The 21,342-nt window shown below is 40.4% G+C and carries 20 protein-coding genes; 6 read left to right on the top strand and 14 right to left on the bottom strand.

Features of this window, described 5'->3' with window-relative positions:
- The first annotated feature begins 29 nt into the window (after nucleotides 1–29).
- The 5 genes from P20495_RS07985 to P20495_RS08005 all read left to right on the top strand — a co-directional run bounded on the left by P20495_RS07985 (nucleotide 30) and on the right by P20495_RS08005 (nucleotide 4,552).
- Nucleotides 30–803, top strand: a complete 774-nt coding sequence (locus P20495_RS07985; RefSeq protein WP_008136923.1) for a hypothetical protein — start codon at nucleotides 30–32, stop codon at nucleotides 801–803.
- An 11-nt stretch (nucleotides 804–814) separates the two neighbouring features.
- A complete protein-coding gene (locus P20495_RS07990; RefSeq protein WP_008136922.1) occupies nucleotides 815–1,453 on the top strand; it encodes a LysE family translocator in 639 nt (212 codons plus the stop codon).
- Nucleotides 1,454–1,479: 26 nt separating this feature from the next.
- Complete coding sequence (locus P20495_RS07995) at nucleotides 1,480–1,974, top strand: gamma-glutamylcyclotransferase family protein (protein WP_008136915.1); 495 nt, start codon at nucleotides 1,480–1,482, stop codon at nucleotides 1,972–1,974.
- Nucleotides 1,975–1,989: 15 nt separating this feature from the next.
- The gene (locus tag P20495_RS08000; protein WP_008136913.1) at nucleotides 1,990–3,531 is read left to right on the top strand and encodes a serine hydrolase; all 1,542 of its coding nucleotides are present in this window, start codon (nucleotides 1,990–1,992) and stop codon (nucleotides 3,529–3,531) included.
- Nucleotides 3,532–3,634: 103 nt separating this feature from the next.
- Nucleotides 3,635–4,552, top strand: a complete 918-nt coding sequence (locus P20495_RS08005; protein WP_008136911.1) for a histone deacetylase family protein — start codon at nucleotides 3,635–3,637, stop codon at nucleotides 4,550–4,552.
- A 12-nt stretch (nucleotides 4,553–4,564) separates the two neighbouring features.
- Here P20495_RS08005 and P20495_RS08010 read toward each other — a convergent pair whose 3' ends face one another.
- The 14 genes from P20495_RS08010 to rsmD form a co-directional block, all read right to left on the bottom strand.
- Complete coding sequence (locus tag P20495_RS08010) at nucleotides 4,565–4,858, bottom strand: DUF4144 family protein (RefSeq protein ID WP_008136910.1); 294 nt, start codon at nucleotides 4,856–4,858, stop codon at nucleotides 4,565–4,567.
- A 6-nt stretch (nucleotides 4,859–4,864) separates the two neighbouring features.
- Entirely contained in the window at nucleotides 4,865–5,674 is an 810-nt protein-coding gene (locus tag P20495_RS08015) for a DUF2797 domain-containing protein (RefSeq protein ID WP_008136908.1), read from the bottom strand.
- A gap of 22 nt (nucleotides 5,675–5,696) precedes the next feature.
- Nucleotides 5,697–8,237, bottom strand: a complete 2,541-nt coding sequence (locus P20495_RS08020) for an EAL domain-containing protein (protein WP_008136906.1) — start codon at nucleotides 8,235–8,237, stop codon at nucleotides 5,697–5,699.
- Between the two features lie 113 nt (nucleotides 8,238–8,350).
- On the bottom strand, nucleotides 8,351–9,634 hold the full coding sequence (purD, locus tag P20495_RS08025) for a phosphoribosylamine--glycine ligase (RefSeq protein WP_008136905.1): 1,284 nt from the start codon (nucleotides 9,632–9,634) through the stop codon (nucleotides 8,351–8,353).
- Nucleotides 9,635–9,649: 15 nt separating this feature from the next.
- On the bottom strand, nucleotides 9,650–10,471 hold the full coding sequence (locus P20495_RS08030; RefSeq protein ID WP_008136903.1) for a class I SAM-dependent methyltransferase: 822 nt from the start codon (nucleotides 10,469–10,471) through the stop codon (nucleotides 9,650–9,652).
- Nucleotides 10,472–10,577: 106 nt separating this feature from the next.
- Complete coding sequence (gene purH, locus P20495_RS08035) at nucleotides 10,578–12,164, bottom strand: bifunctional phosphoribosylaminoimidazolecarboxamide formyltransferase/IMP cyclohydrolase (protein WP_008136901.1); 1,587 nt, start codon at nucleotides 12,162–12,164, stop codon at nucleotides 10,578–10,580.
- Nucleotides 12,165–12,489: 325 nt separating this feature from the next.
- On the bottom strand, nucleotides 12,490–12,780 hold the full coding sequence (gene fis / locus P20495_RS08040) for a DNA-binding transcriptional regulator Fis (protein ID WP_002957804.1): 291 nt from the start codon (nucleotides 12,778–12,780) through the stop codon (nucleotides 12,490–12,492).
- 19 nt (nucleotides 12,781–12,799) lie between these two features.
- Nucleotides 12,800–13,771, bottom strand: coding sequence for a tRNA dihydrouridine synthase DusB (gene dusB / locus P20495_RS08045; RefSeq protein WP_010553368.1), 972 nt, complete (start codon nucleotides 13,769–13,771; stop codon nucleotides 12,800–12,802).
- Between the two features lie 281 nt (nucleotides 13,772–14,052).
- Nucleotides 14,053–14,934 (bottom strand): 50S ribosomal protein L11 methyltransferase, encoded by an 882-nt coding sequence (gene prmA, locus P20495_RS08050; RefSeq protein ID WP_002957801.1) that lies wholly within the window; start codon nucleotides 14,932–14,934, stop codon nucleotides 14,053–14,055.
- Between the two features lie 68 nt (nucleotides 14,935–15,002).
- A complete protein-coding gene (gene rpoD / locus P20495_RS08055; protein WP_007376024.1) occupies nucleotides 15,003–16,853 on the bottom strand; it encodes an RNA polymerase sigma factor RpoD in 1,851 nt (616 codons plus the stop codon).
- Between the two features lie 124 nt (nucleotides 16,854–16,977).
- A complete protein-coding gene (gene dnaG, locus P20495_RS08060; protein ID WP_008136894.1) occupies nucleotides 16,978–18,729 on the bottom strand; it encodes a DNA primase in 1,752 nt (583 codons plus the stop codon).
- 242 nt (nucleotides 18,730–18,971) lie between these two features.
- Complete coding sequence (locus tag P20495_RS08065) at nucleotides 18,972–19,418, bottom strand: GatB/YqeY domain-containing protein (protein ID WP_007376027.1); 447 nt, start codon at nucleotides 19,416–19,418, stop codon at nucleotides 18,972–18,974.
- Between the two features lie 19 nt (nucleotides 19,419–19,437).
- Nucleotides 19,438–19,653 carry a 30S ribosomal protein S21 gene (gene rpsU, locus P20495_RS08070; RefSeq protein ID WP_002957797.1) on the bottom strand — a complete coding sequence of 72 codons (216 nt, stop codon included), beginning with the start codon at nucleotides 19,651–19,653 and terminating at the stop codon, nucleotides 19,438–19,440.
- Nucleotides 19,654–19,798: 145 nt separating this feature from the next.
- On the bottom strand, nucleotides 19,799–20,404 hold the full coding sequence (rsmD, locus tag P20495_RS08075) for a 16S rRNA (guanine(966)-N(2))-methyltransferase RsmD (RefSeq protein WP_007376028.1): 606 nt from the start codon (nucleotides 20,402–20,404) through the stop codon (nucleotides 19,799–19,801).
- A 209-nt stretch (nucleotides 20,405–20,613) separates the two neighbouring features.
- On the opposite strand from rsmD, the gene P20495_RS08080 reads away from it, so the two are divergent.
- Complete coding sequence (locus P20495_RS08080) at nucleotides 20,614–21,336, top strand: hypothetical protein (RefSeq protein ID WP_306304979.1); 723 nt, start codon at nucleotides 20,614–20,616, stop codon at nucleotides 21,334–21,336.
- The last annotated feature ends 6 nt before the right edge of the window (nucleotides 21,337–21,342 follow it).

Here is a 21,342-nt window from a genome sequence, read left to right as displayed (position 1 = left end):
CTAGCACCTAAAACTTATAAGAGCACCTTATGTTAGCTTTATTTAAATCGGCACCATTATTGGAAGATCAAGAACAGCAATGGCTTATTGATACGTTTATTTGGGCGGTAGAGAATTTTGATGCGGAGTACTTTACTAAGCAAACAAAAATAATATTGCCTACAGCAGCGTTTTTTCCTGATTCGGTATCAAGTATTGAAGAAATGGCGACTAACGTTTTTACCCGCGTTACTAATTATGCAGGTATGAGCGCGTGGCCTATTCAGTTAGTTGCACCTCAGCAATTGCAGCCTCAGGTTTTTCCATACTTTGAATTTAGCAATGAAATACGTGGAGAAGGCAGCCATTTAATTGTGCCGCCAAGCCATAAGGTCAGCATTTCTTTTAATCCTAATCAGATTAATCAGCCACAAGATTTAGTAGCAAGTTATGCGGGTACTCTGGCCACCATACTTATTCATCACGTTGGGGTGCTACCGCCAGGTGGTAGGGAGTATTTACCACAAGCTGCCGATGCGCTTGCCTGTTTTTTAGGGTTTGGTGTGATGATGAGCAACACGGTGTATCAGTTTAAGGGCGGTTGTGGTTCTTGTTACAACCCATACGCTAACCGTGAAGCTAAGCTAAGTGAAACACATACGGTATTTATGCATGCCCTTATTAGTTACTTTAAAAACGATAAAGTCTCTAAAAAACACTTAAAACCGCATCTGCGTGGTCAGTTTAAAAAAGCACAAAAAGAAATTAAAGCATTGGTAAATAACTCGGCCAACCCGCTGTTATTAGCTTATTCGCCAAACTAGCAAGGACTTGCGTGGAATACTTAGATGAATTTTTACTGATTGTTATTGCTCATTTTTTTGCAGTAGCAAGCCCTGGGCCTGACTTTGCCGTTGTGCTCAAGCAAAGTGTGCAACAAGGTAGGCGCAATGCATTGTGGACAAGCGCCGGTGTTGGCGCTGCTATTTTACTGCACGTTGCCTATTGCGTGTTAGGTGTAGCGCTTATTTTAACGCAATCGCCTAGTTTATTTATGGCGCTTAAGTACCTTGCTGGTGCATATTTAGCTTACTTAGGCGTACAAGCTCTTAGAGCTGCAAAACCGCCTGCAAGTAATGAGGGCGAGGCTGTAAAAGATGTTGAAAACAAAACCGTTCAAGAGGAACCCGTTTGGGTGGCTTTTAGGCGCGGCTTTTTCACCAATGCATTAAACCCAAAAGCCACGTTATTTTTTATGTCGTTATTTACACTAGTGATTAGTCCAACAACACCTACTAGCGTGCAGATCGTTTATGGCGTGTACATGGCACTGGCTACTTGGGTGTGGTTTTCAATGCTTTCAATATTGCTTTCTAGAGATAATGTGAGGGGCTTTTTCCAGCAGCGTGGTTATTGGTTTGACCGTGGAATTGGCGTTATTTTAATTGCCCTTGCAGTACGTGTTGTTATTTAACTTATTTAAAAAGCGCAGGAGATAAAATGCCGTTATATAATTTTTCGTTTGGCTCTAATATGTCATCTAACCGTTTGTTGGCGCGTTTACCGAATGTAAAGCGTGTAGGAACAGCGGTACTTAAAGGTTACGAGCTTACTTTTGATATGTTATTTAAAGATGGCTCAGGTAAGTGCAGTATCTGCCCAAGCAATAAAGAAGATGCGTTGGTTTATGGCGTTATTTATGAGCTTAATGAAGAAGAAAAAACCATTTTAGACAGTATTGAGGGCGCAGGTTACGACTGCGTAGATATAACCCCAACGCTTTTAACGGGTGAGGCTGTAGCCGCACATTGTTATATAGCTAATACCCATGACAGCGATGTACTCCCATACGATTGGTACATAAAACACGTTCATCGCGGCGCACTTGAAGCAGGCGTACCAAAAGAATACAGTGATGCAATACTCAATAGGCCGCACAAAAGCGATACCAATAAAGAGCGTGCAGCAATTGAATTTGCAGTTCATCAAAAATAATAAAATAGGATTGATATGAAATTAACCAAATTAGCCGCAATTGCATTACTAGCAAGCACTACGTTTAGTAGCTGGGCACAAGTTGATACCAACAAAATTGACGACGTTATTAAAGCGTCAATGGCACGTTTTGACGTACCAGGTATGGCAGTCGCCATTGTTGAAAACGATAAAGTGATATTTGCTAAAGGCTTTGGTGTAACTAATCTCGATACCAACAAAAAAGTAAACAAAGACACCTTGTTTGGTATTGCTTCAAACACCAAAGCGTTTACAACAGCGGCACTTGCCAAGTTGGTTGATGAAGGGAAGTTGAGCTGGGATGACCGCGTAATTGATCATTTACCAGAGTTTAGATTGTACGACTCGTACGTAACACGCGAAATGCGTATTCGTGATTTATTAAGTCACCGCAGTGGGCTAGGGCTTGGGCAAGGCGATTTAATGATTTGGCCAAGCACGGATAAGCCCGTTGATGAAATTTTAGCGGGATTACAGTATTTAAAACCAGCGAGCAGCTTTCGTAGTAAGTACGCTTATAACAACTTGATGTTTGTTACCGCTGGCGAAGTGGTTGCACGTGTGTCGGGTATGAGCTGGAACGATTACATCGAAAAAAATATATTACAGCCGCTACACATGGACAACTCACGCGCAGGTTTTTCACGCATTCCAAAAAGCAATAAAAACTGGGCTACAGGTCATATTCCTATGGATGGCTCACTTCATCCATTTTTTGTGAACTACCTGGAAGACTTTAGAGGCGCAGGCGCCATTGCTTCAAGTGTAAGCGATATGAGTCAATGGCTTCGTACGCAATTAGCGGGCGGTAAAATGCCTAATGGCGAGCAGCTGTTTAGCGAAAAGCAACAAGCGCAAATGTGGCACCCACATATTACGTCTATGGCATCTAAAAGCGCGTTTGAGTCGTACCATCAGCAATTTAGAGGGTATGGGCTAGGTTGGAGCATTGAAGACTACCACGGCTTTAAAAAGTTAGGTCACGGCGGTGGTATTTTAGGTATGGTATCGCAAGTTACTTTATTGCCTGAGAAAAAACTCGGTATTGTTATTTTATCTAACCAACAAGCTTTTGGTGCGCTTTCGGCAGTAACCCATGAAGTACTTGAAGATGCGCTTGAACTTGAAGATAAAGACTGGGTAGAAGATTTAGCTAAAAGCCATTTTGAAAGAAAACAAAAAGCGTACGCTAATGCAAAACCAGAAGCACCTGCAGACTACCAGCCACAATTACCAAATATTAATTACACCGGTACATTGCACGACAATTGGTATGGTGATGTGATTATTGAGCAGCTCGATAGTAAATTACACATTGATTTTACGCATACTAAACGTTTAAAAGGCACTCTTGAGCACTATACTGGCAATACATTTATCGTTAAGTGGAATGAAAAGCTACTTGAAGCAGATGCGTTTATTACCTTTGATATGGATGTTAGTAATCGTGTAAACAGCGCTAAAATGCGTGCAGTATCAACACAAGTGACCGACTTTAGCTTTGATTTTAGAAACCTGCATTTAAAAGCAAAGTAGTTAATAGTTTTGATATTTAAAGTGTTGATATAAACCAAAGTCGCAAAGCCACCAGCCGGTGGCTTTGTTATATTAAGTTTTTACACCTTGTAAGGGACTTTTTATGCGTACCGCTGTTATTTCTCATCCTCATTGCCGTAAGCATAAAATGATAGACGACCATCCTGAGTGCCCAGAGCGCTTAGATGCAATTACCGACAGATTATTAGCCAGCGGTGTAGATGTTGGCTTAACACACCTACAAGCACCTAAAGCCGATCGTGAGCATTATTTACTTGCTCACGATGAAGCTTTAGTTAAACACGTAGAAAATACGCTACCAACAGAAGGGCTCGCTAATTTAGATGGCGATACGTGGCTGTGCCCCGATTCGTTTAAAGCGATTGAGCGGGCAGTAGGTGCGGGGTTGTTAGCTGTTGATGAAATACTTGCCGATAAACTCGATGCTGCTTTTTGCTCAGTACGCCCGCCAGGACATCATGCTAATAAAGAGTCATCATCTGGGTTTTGTGTGTTTAATAACTTAGCTATTGCCGTTAAATACGCACAAAGCAAAGGGGTTAAACGCATTGCTATTGCGGATTTTGATGTACACCATGGTAATGGCACACAAGACATTTTTATTGATGACGAAAATGTACTGCTTTGTTCGTTATTTCAGTATCCGTTTTACCCAAATACAGCAGTTAAAAATAATAGCCATATAGTTAATTCCCCTCTGCCAATTGCTAGTAATGGCGACGACCTAAAAGACGTGTTTACTGGGCAATGGTTACCAAAATTAAAAGTGTTTAAGCCTGAATTGCTTTTTATAAGCGCAGGGTTTGATGCACACCTAGAAGATGATATGGCGAGCTTAAAGTTTGTTGAAAGTGACTACATTTGGCTCACCGAGCAGCTATGCAGTGTGGCAAAGGAGGGCGGTTGCAAAGGGGTTATTTCGTATTTAGAAGGTGGCTATGCGCTATCAGCGTTAGGTCGTAGTGCTGTAGCGCATATAAAAGTGCTTACTGAGGTTTAATTGTGCTGCGTTTTATAGCTCAAGTAAGTTAAATGCCTGCTCAACGGTGAGGGTTGTTATTTTACTTAAACAACAATGCCCTTCATTTAATAAGTAACTTGTTACGAGTACAGCAAGTTGCTCTGCGCTTAACGGCTCACAAGGTGTGTTTTTTAAAGTGCAGTATTCACCACGCTTATTAAGTATGACCACATCAGTTAAGTCGCTTGTTGCAACACTGTGCAAGTACTCCTCACGGTCTTGTGGTGTGTGAGCTATCTCAAGCTCATTATAAATAACCAATAACTGTGGGTAGCTGTTTAACATAGCCTGTTAGCCTACCGTTACTTCATAAGACGTAAATTTACGAATATTAATAACGCCTTTTTCAAAGATTAGGTACTGACCTTTAATACCTTGTAAAACACCACTTACAACAGGGTCTTTATCAAAGTTAAATGAGCTGATTTTTGTTGGGTATTCGGTTACTGGAAAATCTAAATCAACAACATCTTCATCTAATTGCTCTATTGCTGTTGCGCCAAATAACTCACTTAGCTCGTTTAGTTTTTCGCTAATTTGTGGAATTAACTCAGCCGCGGCTGCTTTTAAATCAAGTGCGTCGTTTTGGCCTTTTAACATATTGCGCCAATTGGTTTTATCGGCAATAAATTCAGCCAAAGCAACTTCCACTAAACCCGATTGCAGGCGAGTTTGCACTTTAAAAATAGGTAATGCCTGAGTAGCGCCTTGATCCACCCAACGAGTCGGTATTTGTGTGTGGCGGGTAATACCTACTTTTAATCCAGAGGTGTTAGCGAGATACACATAGTGTGGGATCATGCAATTTTCTTCGCCCCACTGTGGCTCTCGGCAAGTGCCTTGATCGTAGTGGCAAGTTTCTGGTTTCATAATACACATGTCGCAACTAGCGAGCTTGCGCATGCATACAAAACAGTGACCTTGAGAATAGCTTTTTTTGGTTTTTTTACCGCAGTTAGAACATAAAATAGTACCACTAAAGGTGAGCGTAAGCTCCTTACCTATAAATGCATTTAAGTCTACTAAGTGCTCACCTACAGGTAAGTGGTATTGTACTGGTTCGGTTAAACTCGATTTTAGTTTACGCAGTGTGCCTTGCATCTTTACTTGGCCCCTAAAGATGTTAAAAAGAGGAGTCTAACATTTTTAAGCTATATTGGCTTTTTAAGAAGTGTAAATAGTCGGTGTAAGGCAGTGCTTTTGCGTATAAATAACCTTGGGCAGAATCAGCATTCATGTCTTTAAGTAAGTGATGAATCTCCTGAGTTTCTACCCCCTCAATTGTTATTGATAAATTAAGGTTGTGCGCCATATCAATGGCTGTTTGTACAATAACTTGATGAGTGGGGTTATTAGGTAAATCAAAAACAAACGACTTATCTATTTTTAGTTCACTAAAATGGTAGTTAACTAAGTAGTTAAGTGATGCGTAACCTGTGCCAAAGTCGTCTAAAACAACGTTAATGTCTAATGCCGATAATTCATCAACTAATTTAATGAGTGCATCTTGACTCTCTACAAAAGCTGATTCGGTTAGTTCAAACTTAAGTAAACGAGCCGGTACTTGGTATTTAATGAGTATATTTTCTACTTTTTCAGCTAAGTTATTTATGGTCAAGTTTTTAGCGCTGAGGTTGACGCTAATAGTATGATTGATGTAACCATTTTTTGTTAGTTCGGCAATATCTTTACAGGCTTGTTCAATGACCCACAGTGTTAGTTCGTTAATAATACCTGTATGTTCAGCAAGAATTACTAACTCTTCAATCGGTAAATTATTAAAGGTTGGATCGGGCCAGCGTAGTAAAGCTTCTGCGCCTATTACTTGGTTATTTAATAAATTTATTTGCGGCTGGTAATAGAGTGCAAGTTGATTTGTTTTTATGGCTTTTTGTAGCTTTGCAGCTAAGGAAACGTCCATCATTTGGTTATTCACGTTTGATGATAACCCTACTTGATTAACACTACTTTTTGCTTTTTTAAGTGCTAAATATCCACGTTTTAACCAATACTCAAAGTCGTTAGTTTTACCCGCACAGCTAATGCCAATACTGTAATTAAGTTGCAGGTTTAGCCCTTTTATTTCGTATTGTTTTGGTAAGTTGCTAATTACTTTGGTGAGAAGTGCTTCTAGCATTTCTTGGTTTTGTGTTTTAGTCGAAATACAGGCAAATACGCCGCTATTGAGATCGGCTAATCGAGGGATGGTGTTTAAGTTAGTATCAAGATTTATAAATTCGCGCTCGTGGCTCAATTCTAACTCTAATTCTCTCGCTATATGTTTTATAAGTGCATAGCCTTGAGAAGGGGTAATTATAGTATTAAGAGAGTTAAAGTGGCGTATTTTAATCAAACACAAAGTTGTTGAGCGGTTTTTTGCTTGTAACTCCATAAAGGTTTGCTTGAGCTTAGCACTATTAAGAAGCTTTGTTTGTTGAGTGTGCGTAGCGTGATATAAAGCACGTTCACGCTGATACCTAACTCGGTCTGCTAATGCCATTGCCATTAATATTACTTCGCATAGTATAGCCATTAAAAAGGCGTGGCGTGTGGTAAAGCTATAAGGTAAAAGGCCAGTCAGTTCCATGGGTTGAATTGCCGCGCCAAAAATTAGTGGCACCCATGAAAAAACATAAAATTTAGCCCATCTAAAACCACTACGTAATTTGTTATAAATTAAAATAATACACGCTATATAAAGTAGGCTCATCACTCCAAAAAAAATAGGTGCTGCTATATTTTCAGGGATAAAAAGGCTGCTTACAGCAAGAACAAACATAAGCTTAAGTAGCGCTGTACTCATTTTATAGCGCCAGCATTTTTCTTTGTGGTAACGTAAAAACATAATACAGAAGGAGAGGGTAAAAAAAGCAACGCCGTAATTACCAAGTACTATTTTTTCGTGAATAAATAATTGCCATTCCATTGGCCATAAATAAAAGCCAAAACCTAATACCGCTCCCATTAGTATAATAGCGCTAATAATGTAGCCAATATAAATTAAGTAAACTCGGTCTTTTATACCAAAATAAAGAACAAGATTGTACAGTGCAGCCATTAGCAATACGCCAACAAAAATCCCCCAAATCCCTGTTTGCGAACGCACTAAGTCAATAAACTCTTTATCACGATATAAATTTACAGGTGTTTTACTTATACCTATCGTATCTATTTTCATTACGAGTCGTTGTGAGGACTTACTTTCGAGCGAAAAGCGGATATGCGGCACACTGTATTGAAATAAAGTAAGTGCTTGTTCTTTATCTCCGAGCTTATAAGTATCAATTAATTGGTTGTTTTTATTGAGTCGAAAAATAGTTAGGTGATCAACCATGGGGTTATCAAAATGGGCAACAACGTTTTCTTTTTTGAAGCTCTTATTTTCTAAATCGAGAAACAGCCAATAATTTTGTTGAGTAAAACTCCATGGTATTTCCGAAAATTTTTGATGAGTGAGTAACTGCGGCTGGGTTATAACATCGTCAAAAGTAAGGCTCTTAGTTTCATCAATATAGTACGCGTAATCAAGATATACGGGCGCGGTTTTATCAATTGTATATCGTGTAGGCACGACGAGGTTTGATGCCAGTGTACTTATAATAAAAAATATAAGTACTAGTATGGCAACAGCAATTGCATGATAACGTAAAGTTCTTAGTTCCAACGTTCGCGTACTTTTAAAAAAACTTTTAATTAGTGTAGCACTAAAAAAGCGCAGAGAGACTGCGCTTTTGTAGTTAAATTAACTGGTTATACCAATAAACAGGTATTTTAAGCCTATTGCTCGCGGGCAATAGCACGATAAGCAATATCTGTACGATATTCCATACCATTCCAGCTAATTTGTTTAACAAGCTCATAGGCGCGTTGCTGCGCTTGCGTAACAGTGTTACCAAGTGCTGTTGCGCATAATACGCGACCGCCTGCGGTTACAACGTCATTGCCATCTTGCTTAGTACCCGCATGAAACACTTTTTCACCCGCAGGGTAATCAACTTGTAGCCCCGAAATAGCATCGCCTTTAGGGTAATCGCCAGGGTAACCTTTAGCGGCAAGTACAACACCAACAGCTGCACGTGGGTCAAACTTAATTGTTGTTTTATCAAGTTCTACACGGTTAGCGGCTTCAATCAATTCAACTAGGTCTGATTGCAAACGTAGCATCATTGGTTGAGTTTCAGGGTCGCCAAAGCGACAGTTGTACTCAATGACTTTAGGGGTGCCTGTTTCGTCAATCATTAAACCTGCGTATAAAAAGCCTGTGTATGGATGGCCTTCGCTTGCCATGCCTTCTACCGTAGGGTAGATCACTTCGTTCATAATACGCTGGTGGATTTCATCAGTAACAACTGGCGCAGGTGAGTATGCACCCATGCCACCCGTATTAGGACCCGCATCGCCATTGTAAGCGCGTTTATGGTCCTGACTGGTCGCAAATGGTAATACGTTTTTACCATCAACCATTACGATGAAAGACGCTTCTTCACCGTCTAAAAATTCTTCAATAACAACACGACTTCCCGCATCGCCAAAAGCATTACCCGCAAGCATATCGCGAATAGCTTCTTCGGCATCGGCCTCCGTCATGGCTACAATTACGCCTTTACCCGCAGCTAAACCATCTGCTTTTACAACAATTGGTGCGCCTTTCTCTTTTAAATAAGCAAGGGCAGGCTCAATCTGTTCAAACGTTTGGTAGTCGCCCGTTGGGATTTTATGACGTGCTAAAAAGTCTTTAGTAAACGATTTAGAACCTTCAAGCTGAGCTGCGCCCGCCGTTGGTCCAAAAATAGCCATGTTATGTTCACGAAACTTATCAACAACACCCAGTACTAACGGTATTTCAGGACCTACAATAGTAAGCTCTACCTTATTTTGCTGTGCAAAATTAAGTAAACCATCTAAGTCGTCAACGTTTATTGCTACGTTTTCAAGTTTTGGTTCAAGTGCAGTACCTGCATTACCAGGGGCTACAAATACAGTATTTACTTTGGTGTTTTGAGCGGCTTTAAACGCAAGTGCGTGTTCGCGGCCGCCGCTGCCAATGACTAAAACATTCATGGCGAAAATTCCTATTTAAAGCGGTTTCTTAAATTTCAGCGTCATGCGGTCGCTTTCACCAATGGCTTTATATTTATCAGCATCTTGTTCGCCGAGTCTTAAGCTTGGTGGTAGCGTCCATACACCTTTAGGGTGATCGGCTGTATCTTTTGGATTTGCATTTATTTCACTGCTTGCTACTAATTCAAACCCAGCTTGTTTAGCAAGGTCTACTACGTAGCTCTGCTTCATATAACCTGATGTTTTTTGATCTTCGTCAGCACGCTCTTCAGCTAAACGGTGTTCAACTAAACCTAATGCACCACCTGGTTTAAGGGCTTTATAAAAAGCTTGGAATGCACTTAATGCACCGCTTTTATCTTTGCCCATGTACCAGTTATGTACATTACGAAATGTTAAAACCATATCGGCACTGCCAGCTGGCGCAATATCTAAATGTGTTACAGGTGCAAACTCAGTAATTTTAACGCTACTAAAACGCTTATCTTCAGCTACTTTTTGTTTAAAGCCCGCAAGAGAGCGTTGGTAGTAGCCAACTGATGAATCAGCAGGAAAGTGCGCGGCATAATAAGTGCCTTGCTCTTTTAGTGCTGGCGCTAAAATTTCACTATACCAACCACCGCCGGGCGCAATTTCAACAACTGTCATAGTTGGTTTAAAGCCAAAAAATGCCAGTGTTTGAGCCGGGTGACGATATTCGTCACGAACGCTGTTTTTAGCGCTGCGTTCGCTTGATTGAAGTGCATGTTCAAGGCTCGATTCGTGGTTATGGCTAAGCGCCATAGTCGATGTCATCGTTAGTGTGGCTACAAGTAGCGATTTTAGCGCAAATTTCATTGTTTGTTCCTTCACATTATAATTTTAAATAGGTTATTGAATAATCAGAATACGTGAATTTATAGCAAACAAAAAGGGTTAAACCAACGTTTAACCCTTTGTGTGATTAGTGGCGGAAATGGCGCATACCAGTTAGTACCATTGCCATGCCAGCTTCATCAGCAGCTGCAATCACTTCTTCATCACGCATTGAGCCACCAGGCTGAATTACCGCAGTAATGCCAGCGGCTGCGGCTGCGTCAATGCCATCACGGAATGGGAAGAACGCATCAGACGCCATAACTGAACCTTTAACTTCAAGGTTTTCGTCTGCAGCTTTTATGCCTGCAATTTTAGCTGAGTATACGCGGCTCATTTGGCCTGCGCCTACGCCAATAGTCATACCGTCACGGGCATAAACAATTGCGTTTGATTTAACAAACTTAGCTACTTTCCAGCAAAACAGTAAATCTTTAAGTTCTTGCTCTGTAGGTTGGCGTTTAGAAACAACTTTTAAGTCGCCTTGCGTTACCATGCCTAAATCGCGGTCTTGAACTAAAATACCGCCGTTAACGCGTTTAATATCTTGGCCAGCGGCTTTGCCTGTCCACTGTCCACATTCTAATAAACGAACGTTCTTTTTAGCTTCAACAATTTTTGCAGCGTCGCTCGAAATACTCGGTGCAATAATTACTTCAACAAACTGACGCTCAACAATGGCTTGTGCAGTTGCTGCATCTAGCTCTCGGTTAAAGGCAATAATGCCACCAAATGCTGATGTAGGGTCTGTTTTAAAAGCGCGCTCGTATGCTTGTAGAATGTTGTCGCCAATTGAAACACCACACGGGTTAGCATGTTTTACAATTACGCACGCAGGTACATCAAATTCTTTAACGCATTCAAGCGCAGCATCGGTATCGGCAATATTGTTAAACGAAAGAGCTTTACCTTGCAATTGAGTTGCTGTTGCAACTGATGCTTCAGCAATGTCATTTTCAACATAAAAAGCAGCATCTTGATGTGAGTTTTCACCGTAGCGCATATCTTGCTTTTTAGTGAACTGCATATTGATAGTACGTGGGAATTTAGTCTCTACAGCAGCTTCCTCGGTGTAATCAGGCACCATTTTACCGAAGTAGTTAGCAATCATGCCATCGTATGCGGCAGTGTGCTCGTAAGCAGCAATCGCTAAGTCAAAACGTGTTTTATACGTAGTAGAGCCATTGTTGTTTTGCATTTCGCCAATAACACGGTCGTAGTCGCTCGCGTTTACCACGATTGTTACGTCTTTGTGGTTTTTAGCGGCTGCACGAACCATTGTAGGGCCGCCAATATCAATATTTTCAATAGCATCTTCAAGGCTGCAGTTTTCTTGAGCGACTGTATTCGCAAAGGGGTATAAGTTAACTACAACTATGTCGATAGCAGAAATGTTGTTATCTGCCATTACGCTTTCATCTTGTCCGCGACGGGCTAATATGCCGCCGTGAATTTTTGGGTGAAGAGTTTTTACGCGACCATCCATGATTTCAGGGTGGCCTGTGTGATCTGATACTTCAGTCACTTTTATGGCGTTATCAGCAAGTAGTTTACATGTGCCGCCAGTTGATAATATATCAACGCCTTGCGCTTCTAGTGCGCGGGCAAATTCAACAATACCGGTTTTATCAGACACACTTAATAGTGCGCGACGAATGGGACGATGAGTATCCATTGTAGTTTGATTTCCTCAGTTAATGAGCTAGCTTAGAAGCGGGCATTTTAACTGATTACAACTCAAAAAACGACTTATAAAGCGCCGATGAGGGTGAGCATTTTGCAATTTGGTTAATAAGTTGTAGGCATAAAAAAAGCACCCGAGGGTGCTTTTTTTGCATAATACCAGTTGTATTGGATTAGTAAGTAGTTATAACGATAGAAAAACAAGTCTATAACAAGGAAAAAATTTTGCTGTGTAGTTATTCTACATAAAAAATTATTAACGACGTTATGGGCTTGTTTAGCTCGTTAGAATACTTACGCTTTCAATATAATTGGTATTAGTTCATGCCGTATTTTTTAAGCTTTTTACGTAAAGTACCACGGTTGATACCTAGTAAAATTGCTGCACGAGTTTGGTTACCACGTGTATATGTCATCACTTCTTCAAGTAATGGCGCTTCTAGCTCTGAAAGAACAAGGTCGTAAACGTCTTGCACATCTTGACCGTTAAGCTGCTTTAAATAGTGGTGAACAGCTTTTTTTACTGCATCACGCAATGGCTGCGGTTTCTCGTGTGACTGAACATGAGGGTTAGTGATAAATGGAGAAGTCACGTTTTGTTCGAACATTATTAAGTCTCTTTCTTTCTTAGTTAGCTGCTAGTGTTTTAAAGTATTGCTCTAATGCGACGACCTGTGCCTGTGGATTGTCGAGCGCATTAAATACTCGCCTAAACTGACCATCACTGTCATGGGTTTGCAAATACCAAGATACATGTTTGCGAGCAATTCGCGCTCCCATTGGCTCACCGTAAAACAAATGGAGGTTTGTTAAATGCTCCATTAATATACTGCGCACCTCTGCAATAGCAGGCGGCTGTAAGTGTTCCCCAGTTCGTAAATAGTGGTCTATCTCCCTAAATATCCAAGGGCGACCTTGGGCGGCTCGGCCAATCATAATGGCATCTGCACCCGTATAGTCTAAAACCTGTTTTGCTTTTTCTGGTGATGTAATATCACCATTGGCAACAACAGGAATCGACACTGAACGTTTTATATCCCTAATCGTGGCGTACTCAGCATCACCTTTGTACATACATGCGCGCGTACGCCCATGTACAGCAAGTGATGCAATGCCATAACGTTCAGCTATTCTCGCAATCTCTACACCATTACGGTTATCCGGATCCCATCCTGTACGGATTTTAAGTGTTACAGGTATATCTACAGCGTTAACGACTGCATCAATAATCTCTTCCACAAGTTCAGGAAACTGTAATAAGGCAGAGCCTGCGAGTTTCTTGTTCACTTTTTTTGCTGGGCACCCCATATTGATATCTATGATCTGTGCACCGTTAGCAACATTGAATTGTGCGGCCTGCGCCATAAGCTCAGGATCTGCTCCTGCAATTTGCACAGCACGTATACCCGATTCACCGCTGTGATCCATACGGTTCATCGACTTTTCTGTTTTCCAAACCTTAGGATTTGACGATAACATTTCAGACACAGCAAGCCCCGCGCCTAAGCGACGACAAAGTTGTCTAAATGGTCTGTCTGTAATGCCTGCCATTGGCGCGACAATTACATTATTCTCAAGTTGGTATTTACCGATACGCACTATATTCAATAGGCCTCTTTTCAAGGGGCGCTAAGTTTACGGTTTTTTTAGCAAAAATCAAAGGCTATAAATTGAACAAAAGTGACTTTTTTTTGCCCTTTTCGTATTGACATTTGATAACCGTATGAGGAATGGCTTTATTTGTGCGAAATTTGAGCGTATTTTGTTTTTGCAACAAAATAAGTTTATTTTTTATTATGTAAAAAAATAGTAAAGCCTGTTAAATACAGGCTTTACATGCATGTTTTGAGTTAATGCTCTAAATTTGATTGTGCAGTTTATTACGCTTTTTTAGTGCCACTCACTCGAGTCCAATCACCTTCAACGGCAATGTCATCTAGCTCAATAAACGGCGCGTAAATATCGGCAACCGATTGGGCTTGCTCTTCTAATATGCCCGACATAGCAATTTTTCCACCTGGCTTGAGTAATCCCAAAATTACACTGTGAAGTTCACGCAGCGGTTGCGCCAATATATTAGCCACCACAATATCAGCACTAAACTCAGGTTGGTTTTCTGGAAGGTATACTTCGAGTTTGTCTGCAACACCATTTCGGTTAGCGTTATCAAGGCTTGCTTCAAGCGCTTGAGGGTCAATATCTATCCCAATCATACGCTCTGCACCTAGTTTTATAGCTGCAATACCTAAAATGCCTGAGCCACAACCAAAATCAACAACCGTTTTACCCGTCAGATCTTGGCTTTCTAACCACTTAAGGCATAAGGCCGTTGTTGCATGTGTGCCCGTGCCAAAAGCAAGGCCTGGGTCTAGCAATACATTTACTGCATCAGGGTCTGGAATGTCGCGCCAGCTTGGGCAAATCCATAGTTTTTCGCCAAATTGAATAGGGTGGAAGTTATCCATCCATTCACGTTCCCAGTCTTTATCTTCAAGTTGCTCGATTTTGTATACTAAATTGTCTTTTAGCTCATCATGGCGCTTCAATAACGCAACAACTGCATTCATATCGTGATTAGCTTCGAACAAGCCAATGACTGTGGTATCAGCCCAGAACACAACAGTGCCAATTTTAGGCTCGTAAATAGGGGTGTCTTTTGCGTCAATAAAGGTTACTGAAGCGCTACCCGCTTCCATTAATAGATCGCTTACGGCATCAGCTGTTGCAGCATTGGCATTAATACGAATTTGGATCCAAGCCATGGTTATTTCCTTCAAATAGAAAAAAGGCCGCTATAGCGGCCTTTTTAGTTTATATAGTAGCGCTAAAATTATTTAGCGTCTAAAAAGCTTTTCAGTAAATCTGAGCGAGAAGGGTGGCGTAATTTACGCAGCGCTTTCGCTTCTATTTGACGAATACGTTCACGTGTTACGTCAAACTGTTTACCTACTTCTTCTAAGGTGTGGTCGGTATTCATATCAATACCAAAACGCATACGTAGTACTTTAGCTTCACGAGCTGTTAGGCCTGCAAGTACATCGTTAGTTGCGCCTCGAAGAGACTCCATTGTTGCCGAATCGATTGGCGAATCAATGGTTGTATCTTCGATAAAGTCACCTAAGTGAGAATCTTCATCATCACCGATTGGTGTTTCCATTGAAATTGGCTCTTTAGCAATCTTAAGTACCTTACGGATTTTATCCTCAGGCATCATCATGCGTTCTGCTAATTCTTCTGGATTTGGCTCACGACCCATTTCTTGTAACATTTGACGAGAAATACGGTTAAGTTTATTAATCGTTTCAATCATATGTACCGGAATACGGATTGTTCTTGCTTGGTCAGCAATAGAGCGAGTGATTGCTTGACGTATCCACCACGTAGCATAAGTAGAGAACTTATAACCACGGCGATATTCAAACTTATCAACGGCTTTCATCAGACCAATGTTACCTTCTTGGATCAAATCCAAGAATTGTAAGCCACGGTTTGTATATTTTTTAGCAATTGAGATTACAAGACGTAAGTTAGCTTCAACCATTTCTTTTTTCGCGCGGCGTGCTTTCGCTTCACCAATGCTCATTCGACGGTTAATGTCTTTAATACGCTCAATGCTTAAACCTGTTGTTTGTTCAATAACAGATAATTTATTAATACTACGAATGATTTCTGGCTTAACTTCTTCAAGCTTAGCTGAATACTTTTCGTTACCTGAAATTTCTAAATCAACCCAAGAAGCGTCAGTTTCGTTGTTAGCAAAGTGCTTAACGAACGTTTTCTTCGGTAATTTAGCAATTTGTACAGCTTGTTTCATGATTAGACGTTCTTGAACGCGAACTCTGTCCATCATTTCACGCATGTTATTTACCATGCGGTCAAACTGTTTAGGTATTAATTTAAAGGTTCTGAAAAGCTCGCCAATTTCAAAAATGGCTGCTTGTGATTCAGGATGCGAACGACCTTTAGCTTCAAACGTATCACGTGCTTTGTTGTATAAATCACGTAGATTTTCAAAATGAATGCGAGCTTCTTCAGGATCTGGTCCTGTGTCTATCTCTTCTTCATCTTCATCGTCGCTATCAGCATCGTCTTTGTCGTCTTTATCATCGTCGTCAAGTTGCTTAGCACTTAATTCTGAACCAATATTAGTTGCTGAAATTGGCGCTGTATCTTCATTCGGATCGATAAACCCAACGATGATATCGCTTAAACGCATTTCTTCAGCTTCAAACTTATCCCACTGTTCAAGTAGGTAAGTGATTGCTTCAGGGTACTCTGCAACAGAAATCTGAACTTGATTAATGCCTTCTTCAATACGTTTAGCGATTACAATTTCGCCTTCACGTGTCAGAAGTTCAACAGTACCCATTTCACGCATGTACATGCGTACCGGATCAGTTGTACGGCCGATTTCTTTTTCTACAGTCGCAAGGGCTGCAGCGGCAGCTTCTGCTGCGTCTTCGTCTGTCGTTGTTTCTTGCATCATTAATTCATCAGCATCAGGCGCATTTTCGCTAACCTTGATACCCATATCATTAATCATGCTTATGATATCTTCTACTTGATCTGAGTCTATAATGTCTTGTGGAAGGTGATCATTTACTTCTGCAAAAGTTAAGTAGCCTTGCTCTTTACCTTTCTGAATCAGAAGTTTTAATTGTGACTGAGGAGTTGGATCCATAGAGATTTTTTCTTCCACTCTGATAAGTTGATACAACAGGCGCCATCATGTAGTTTGCATTTAAGCCAACTAGAATAATGTGACGCAGTGAATAGCACAGTATAACAGCCAAAATTAGATCTGACTAGCTGTTAGTGGCTTTTAACGCTGTCATTAACAAATGACATTCAAGTCTTTCATCGCTATTGAGACCTTGTGTCTTGTCCTTTATTAATAAGGTCTCTAGTCGATAATTTAAACACTGATCTTCAATAAATTTAAAAGTATTTTGAAAAACAGTCTCTAAACGTTCTTCATTTATTTCGTGTTGCCACGTTGCAAGCTTTATTAATGGCTCGTAATCTTCAGTTCCTCTAAAAAATTCGAGTAATTGCGCGGTGGTAACATTCTCTTTTTCTAATGCTTGTTCTTGTAGGCGCAGTAATAATCCAATACCGGCTATGCTCATTTGCGCTAAATCGGGCAAATAAGGAATACTTTTAGCCAATTGTGGGTGCTGAATTAAAATACCAATGGCCTGTCGCATAGGTGTTATTTTAAATTTTCGCTCAATAGAGTGCTGTTGCTTAGGTGTTTTTAAGCGACTATTAAGCTGCTCACGTGTTCGACCAATTAAACGACCGAGTTGTTCAAGAATGTTTTCTTGATAAAACTCACTGGGTATTTTTTCTATTAATGGCAGTGCAGCACTAAGTAATTTTGCCTTGCCAGAATCGAGTGTTAAATCTATTTCTAGGCTTAATTTATTGAATAATACTTTTGTAAAGTCATCGGCTTCACTCAAGCGTTGTTCAAACAGCTCTTTACCTTCTTTTTGTACTAAAGAGTCAGGGTCTTCACCATCGGGTAAAAAAACAAAATTTAAGGCTTTTCCGTCATTCAAATAAGGAAGAGCGTTTTCAAGTGCTCGCCACGCTGCATCTCGCCCTGCGCGATCCCCATCGTAACAACAAATAACTTTATCTGTTGTTCTAAAAAGGGTGTGCATGTGTTCGCTCGTAGTTGCAGTACCAAGTGCAGCAACAGCATATTCAATACCTTGTTCAGCAAGCGCCACCACATCCATATAACCCTCAACAATAAGTACATGGTCTAACTTTTTATGAGCTTGTTTTGCCTCATATAAACCATATAACTCAAAACCTTTATGAAAAATTCTGGTTTCTGGAGAGTTTAAATATTTAGGACCTTGGTCGGCTTGCATTACACGCCCACCAAAGGCGATAACACGTCCGCGTTTATCGCGAATAGGAAACATTAAGCGGTCGCGGAAAAAATCAAATTGTCTACCGGGTGTTTTTTCTGAAGCGAGCTTTAGCTCAACTAATTGCTCTTTTTGTTCTTTGTTGCGGCCAAGCTGTAGGCATAAACCATCCCATTCACTTGGAGCGTAACCAATCATAAATTTTTTAACTATTTCACCACTTAAACCTCGGCCCTTAACGTAGTCTATTACAGCCGTTGAATTGCTGTGGTGTTTTAATTGGTGTTGATAAAAGCGTGCTGTGTGGAGCATTAAATCGTAATCAGAGCGCTTTTGTGCTGCGGTGCGTTCTGGTGCTGAACTTGTGCCTTGTTCTCGAGGTACTTCTAAATTAAGCATGCTGGCTATTTCTTCAATAGCATCAACAAACTCGAGCTTTTCGTATTCCATTATAAATGAAATCGCATTCCCGTTAGCGCCACAGCCAAAACAATGATAAAACTGCTTATCTTGAGATACCGTGAACGAAGGGGACTTTTCATTATGAAAAGGGCAGCAAGCTTGATAATCTTTACCTGCTTTTTTTAGACCTACTTTTGAGTCTATCAGGTCGACAATATCGGTTCTGGCAAGTAAATCGTCTATAAAGTTACGTGGGATCTTTCCAGCCATTAGTAAAATGCAGTCCTGAGATAATGATAAAAATAACGAATGTGAAATTTACTTTTTATACTCGCTTGGCGCAGAGTATAACGTGCTTTAACTTACCAAAACGAAAGCTAAATAAACAGAGTAGCTATAAATAATTTTATCTTTAAATAACCACATTGAAGCACTTTTATTAAAGTTAAAAACAAAGAAACCGAGCACAAGGCTCGGTTTACTTCAATCATACTTTAATGTATGTGGGAGTATTAGGCAGTTAATCGTTGCTTAATTAAACCAGAGATCTTGCCCATATCGGCGCGACCCTCAGCCTTGCTTTTGATTATACCCATTACTTTACCCATGTCTTGCATACCTGCTGCATTAGTATCAGCAATAGCCGCGTCAATGAGAGCAATGATTTCTTCTTCACTCAATTGTTGAGGTAAAAAAGTTTCAAGCGCTACTATTTCATTGGCTTCAATATCAGCTAAATCATCACGCCCAGCATCTTTGTACTGAGTGTAAGAGTCACGACGTTGTTTAACAAGCTTCACTATAACGGAGGTAATACCTGCGTCGTCTAGCGTTATTTGCTCGTCAATTTCACGTTGCTTGATTGCAGCAAGTACCATACGAATAGGGTTAAGACGTTGCTTGTCTTTGGCTCTCATCGCATCTTTTTGCGCATCTTTTAGCGTTATTAAAAGGCTCATTTATACAAGACCTAATATATTAGTATAATTTAACGCGACGAGCGTTATCACGAGAAAGTTTTTTCATGTGACGTTTAACTGCAGCAGCTTTTTTACGTTTACGTTCAGCTGTTGGTTTTTCATAGTGCTCGCGACGACGAACTTCTGAAAGGATTCCTGCTTTTTCACATGAACGCTTGAAGCGACGAAGTGCTACGTCAAACGGTTCGTTCTCTCTTACTTTAATTACTGGCATTAAAAATTCACCTACCTAAATTATGAGCGTTGCTCAAGTTGATCAAACATTGATCAAGTGGTTCAAAAATGGTGCGGTATTGTAATCCGAAGCAACACCACATGTAAAGGACAATATTAACAGAAACACATCATGTAAAACAGTATTAATTTGATTGGCGTTGGTACAACCTAGAAAACACTTGCCCAGCTTTTTTTTCTTTAATTAACAGCCAGTTATCTGGTTTTGTGAATGAGTTTAAATCACTTTCAACTTCAACGTAAATTAAAGCTTCTGAGCTGAGCCATTGATTCTTTTCTAAAAAATCGCAGCTAATTTGGGCTAGGTTTTTACGAAAAGGGGGATCAACGAAAACGAGGTCAAAAGGTTCATTTAGGTTTTTTTGTTCTAAAAACGATAATGTATTTATATTTTTTACGTGCGCGTTTTGCAATTTTAAAGTTGTTATATTGTGTTCTAATTGCGTTGCTGCTAATAAATCAAGCTCAATAAAAGTAGCGCTTTTAGCAAAACGAGATAATGCTTCAAACCCTAAACCACCAGAGCCGGCAAAGCAATCAAGTACGTTTGTATCTCGCGTATCTTGCATTAACCAGTTAAATACTGTTTCTTTTATGCGATCGGTGGTTGGACGCAGACCTTGCACATCCTTTACTGGTAGCTTTCGGCCACGAAATTGACCGCTTATAATTCTAATAAAGCCATCACTTGATTTATTAATTACTTTATTTTGCGCCGTTTTATTTCTCATTTAGCTCACTAAAAAATGGTATCTGGGATCTAGCTCAGATAATATTGTAGTAGATTACGTATAGCTTCATTTTTCAACTGCATTAAAAGTGTTACTATTTAGCTCTTAATGTTTTGAACTGTTTTTTTTGCTGGCAGATATTGCCGAGCACAATAAAGCTATTTTCAAATTTTAGTTTATCAGATTTTTATAAGTGGTTATTAGCAAGTATGGCAAAAAAAAGTAAATTCCTGTCTTGGTTTGGTTTTGGTAAGTCAGATGAAAAACAAGCAGAGCAAGTAAAAGAAACTAATAACCAACAAGCGTTGGCCGAACAACAAGAAGCTGAGCGTATAGAGCAAGAGCGCGCTGAAACTGAGAAGCACGATGCAGAGCAAGCTGAAAAGTTAGCGGTTGAACAAGCAAATGCTGAATTATTGGCAAAAGAACAAGCTGATGCCCACGCAAAACAATTAGAGCTGCAACAGCGTTTAGCCGAACAAGAAATGCAAATGCGCCTTGAGCAAGAGCGAATTGCGGCTGAAAAAGCTGAAACCGAGCGTTTAGAGCTGGCGCGTATTGCAGCAGAACAAGCAGAAAGCGATCGTCTAGAACAAGCGCGTGTTGAGGCTGAAAAAGCTGAAAGCGAGCGTTTAGAGCAAGCACGTATTGAGGCTGAAAAAGCTGAAAAAGCTGAAATCGAGCGTTTAGAGCAAGCGCGTGTTGAGGCTGAAAAAGCTGAAACCGAGCGTTTAGAGCTGGCGCGTATTGCAGCAGAACAAGCAGAAAGCGATCGTCTAGAGCAAGAGCGTGTTGAGGCTGAAAAGGCTGAAAGCGAGCGTTTAGAGCAAGCACGTATTGAGGCTGAAAAAGCTGAAACCGAGCGTTTAGAGCAAGCACGTATTGAGGCTGGAAAAGCTGAAACCGAGCGTTTAGAGACAAGCACGTATTGAGGCTGA

It is taken from the genome of Pseudoalteromonas sp. BSi20495, from assembly GCF_000241185.1.
In the GTDB taxonomy this organism is placed as follows: domain Bacteria; phylum Pseudomonadota; class Gammaproteobacteria; order Enterobacterales; family Alteromonadaceae; genus Pseudoalteromonas; species Pseudoalteromonas fuliginea.
This window is presented reverse-complemented; position numbering and strand designations above follow the sequence as displayed.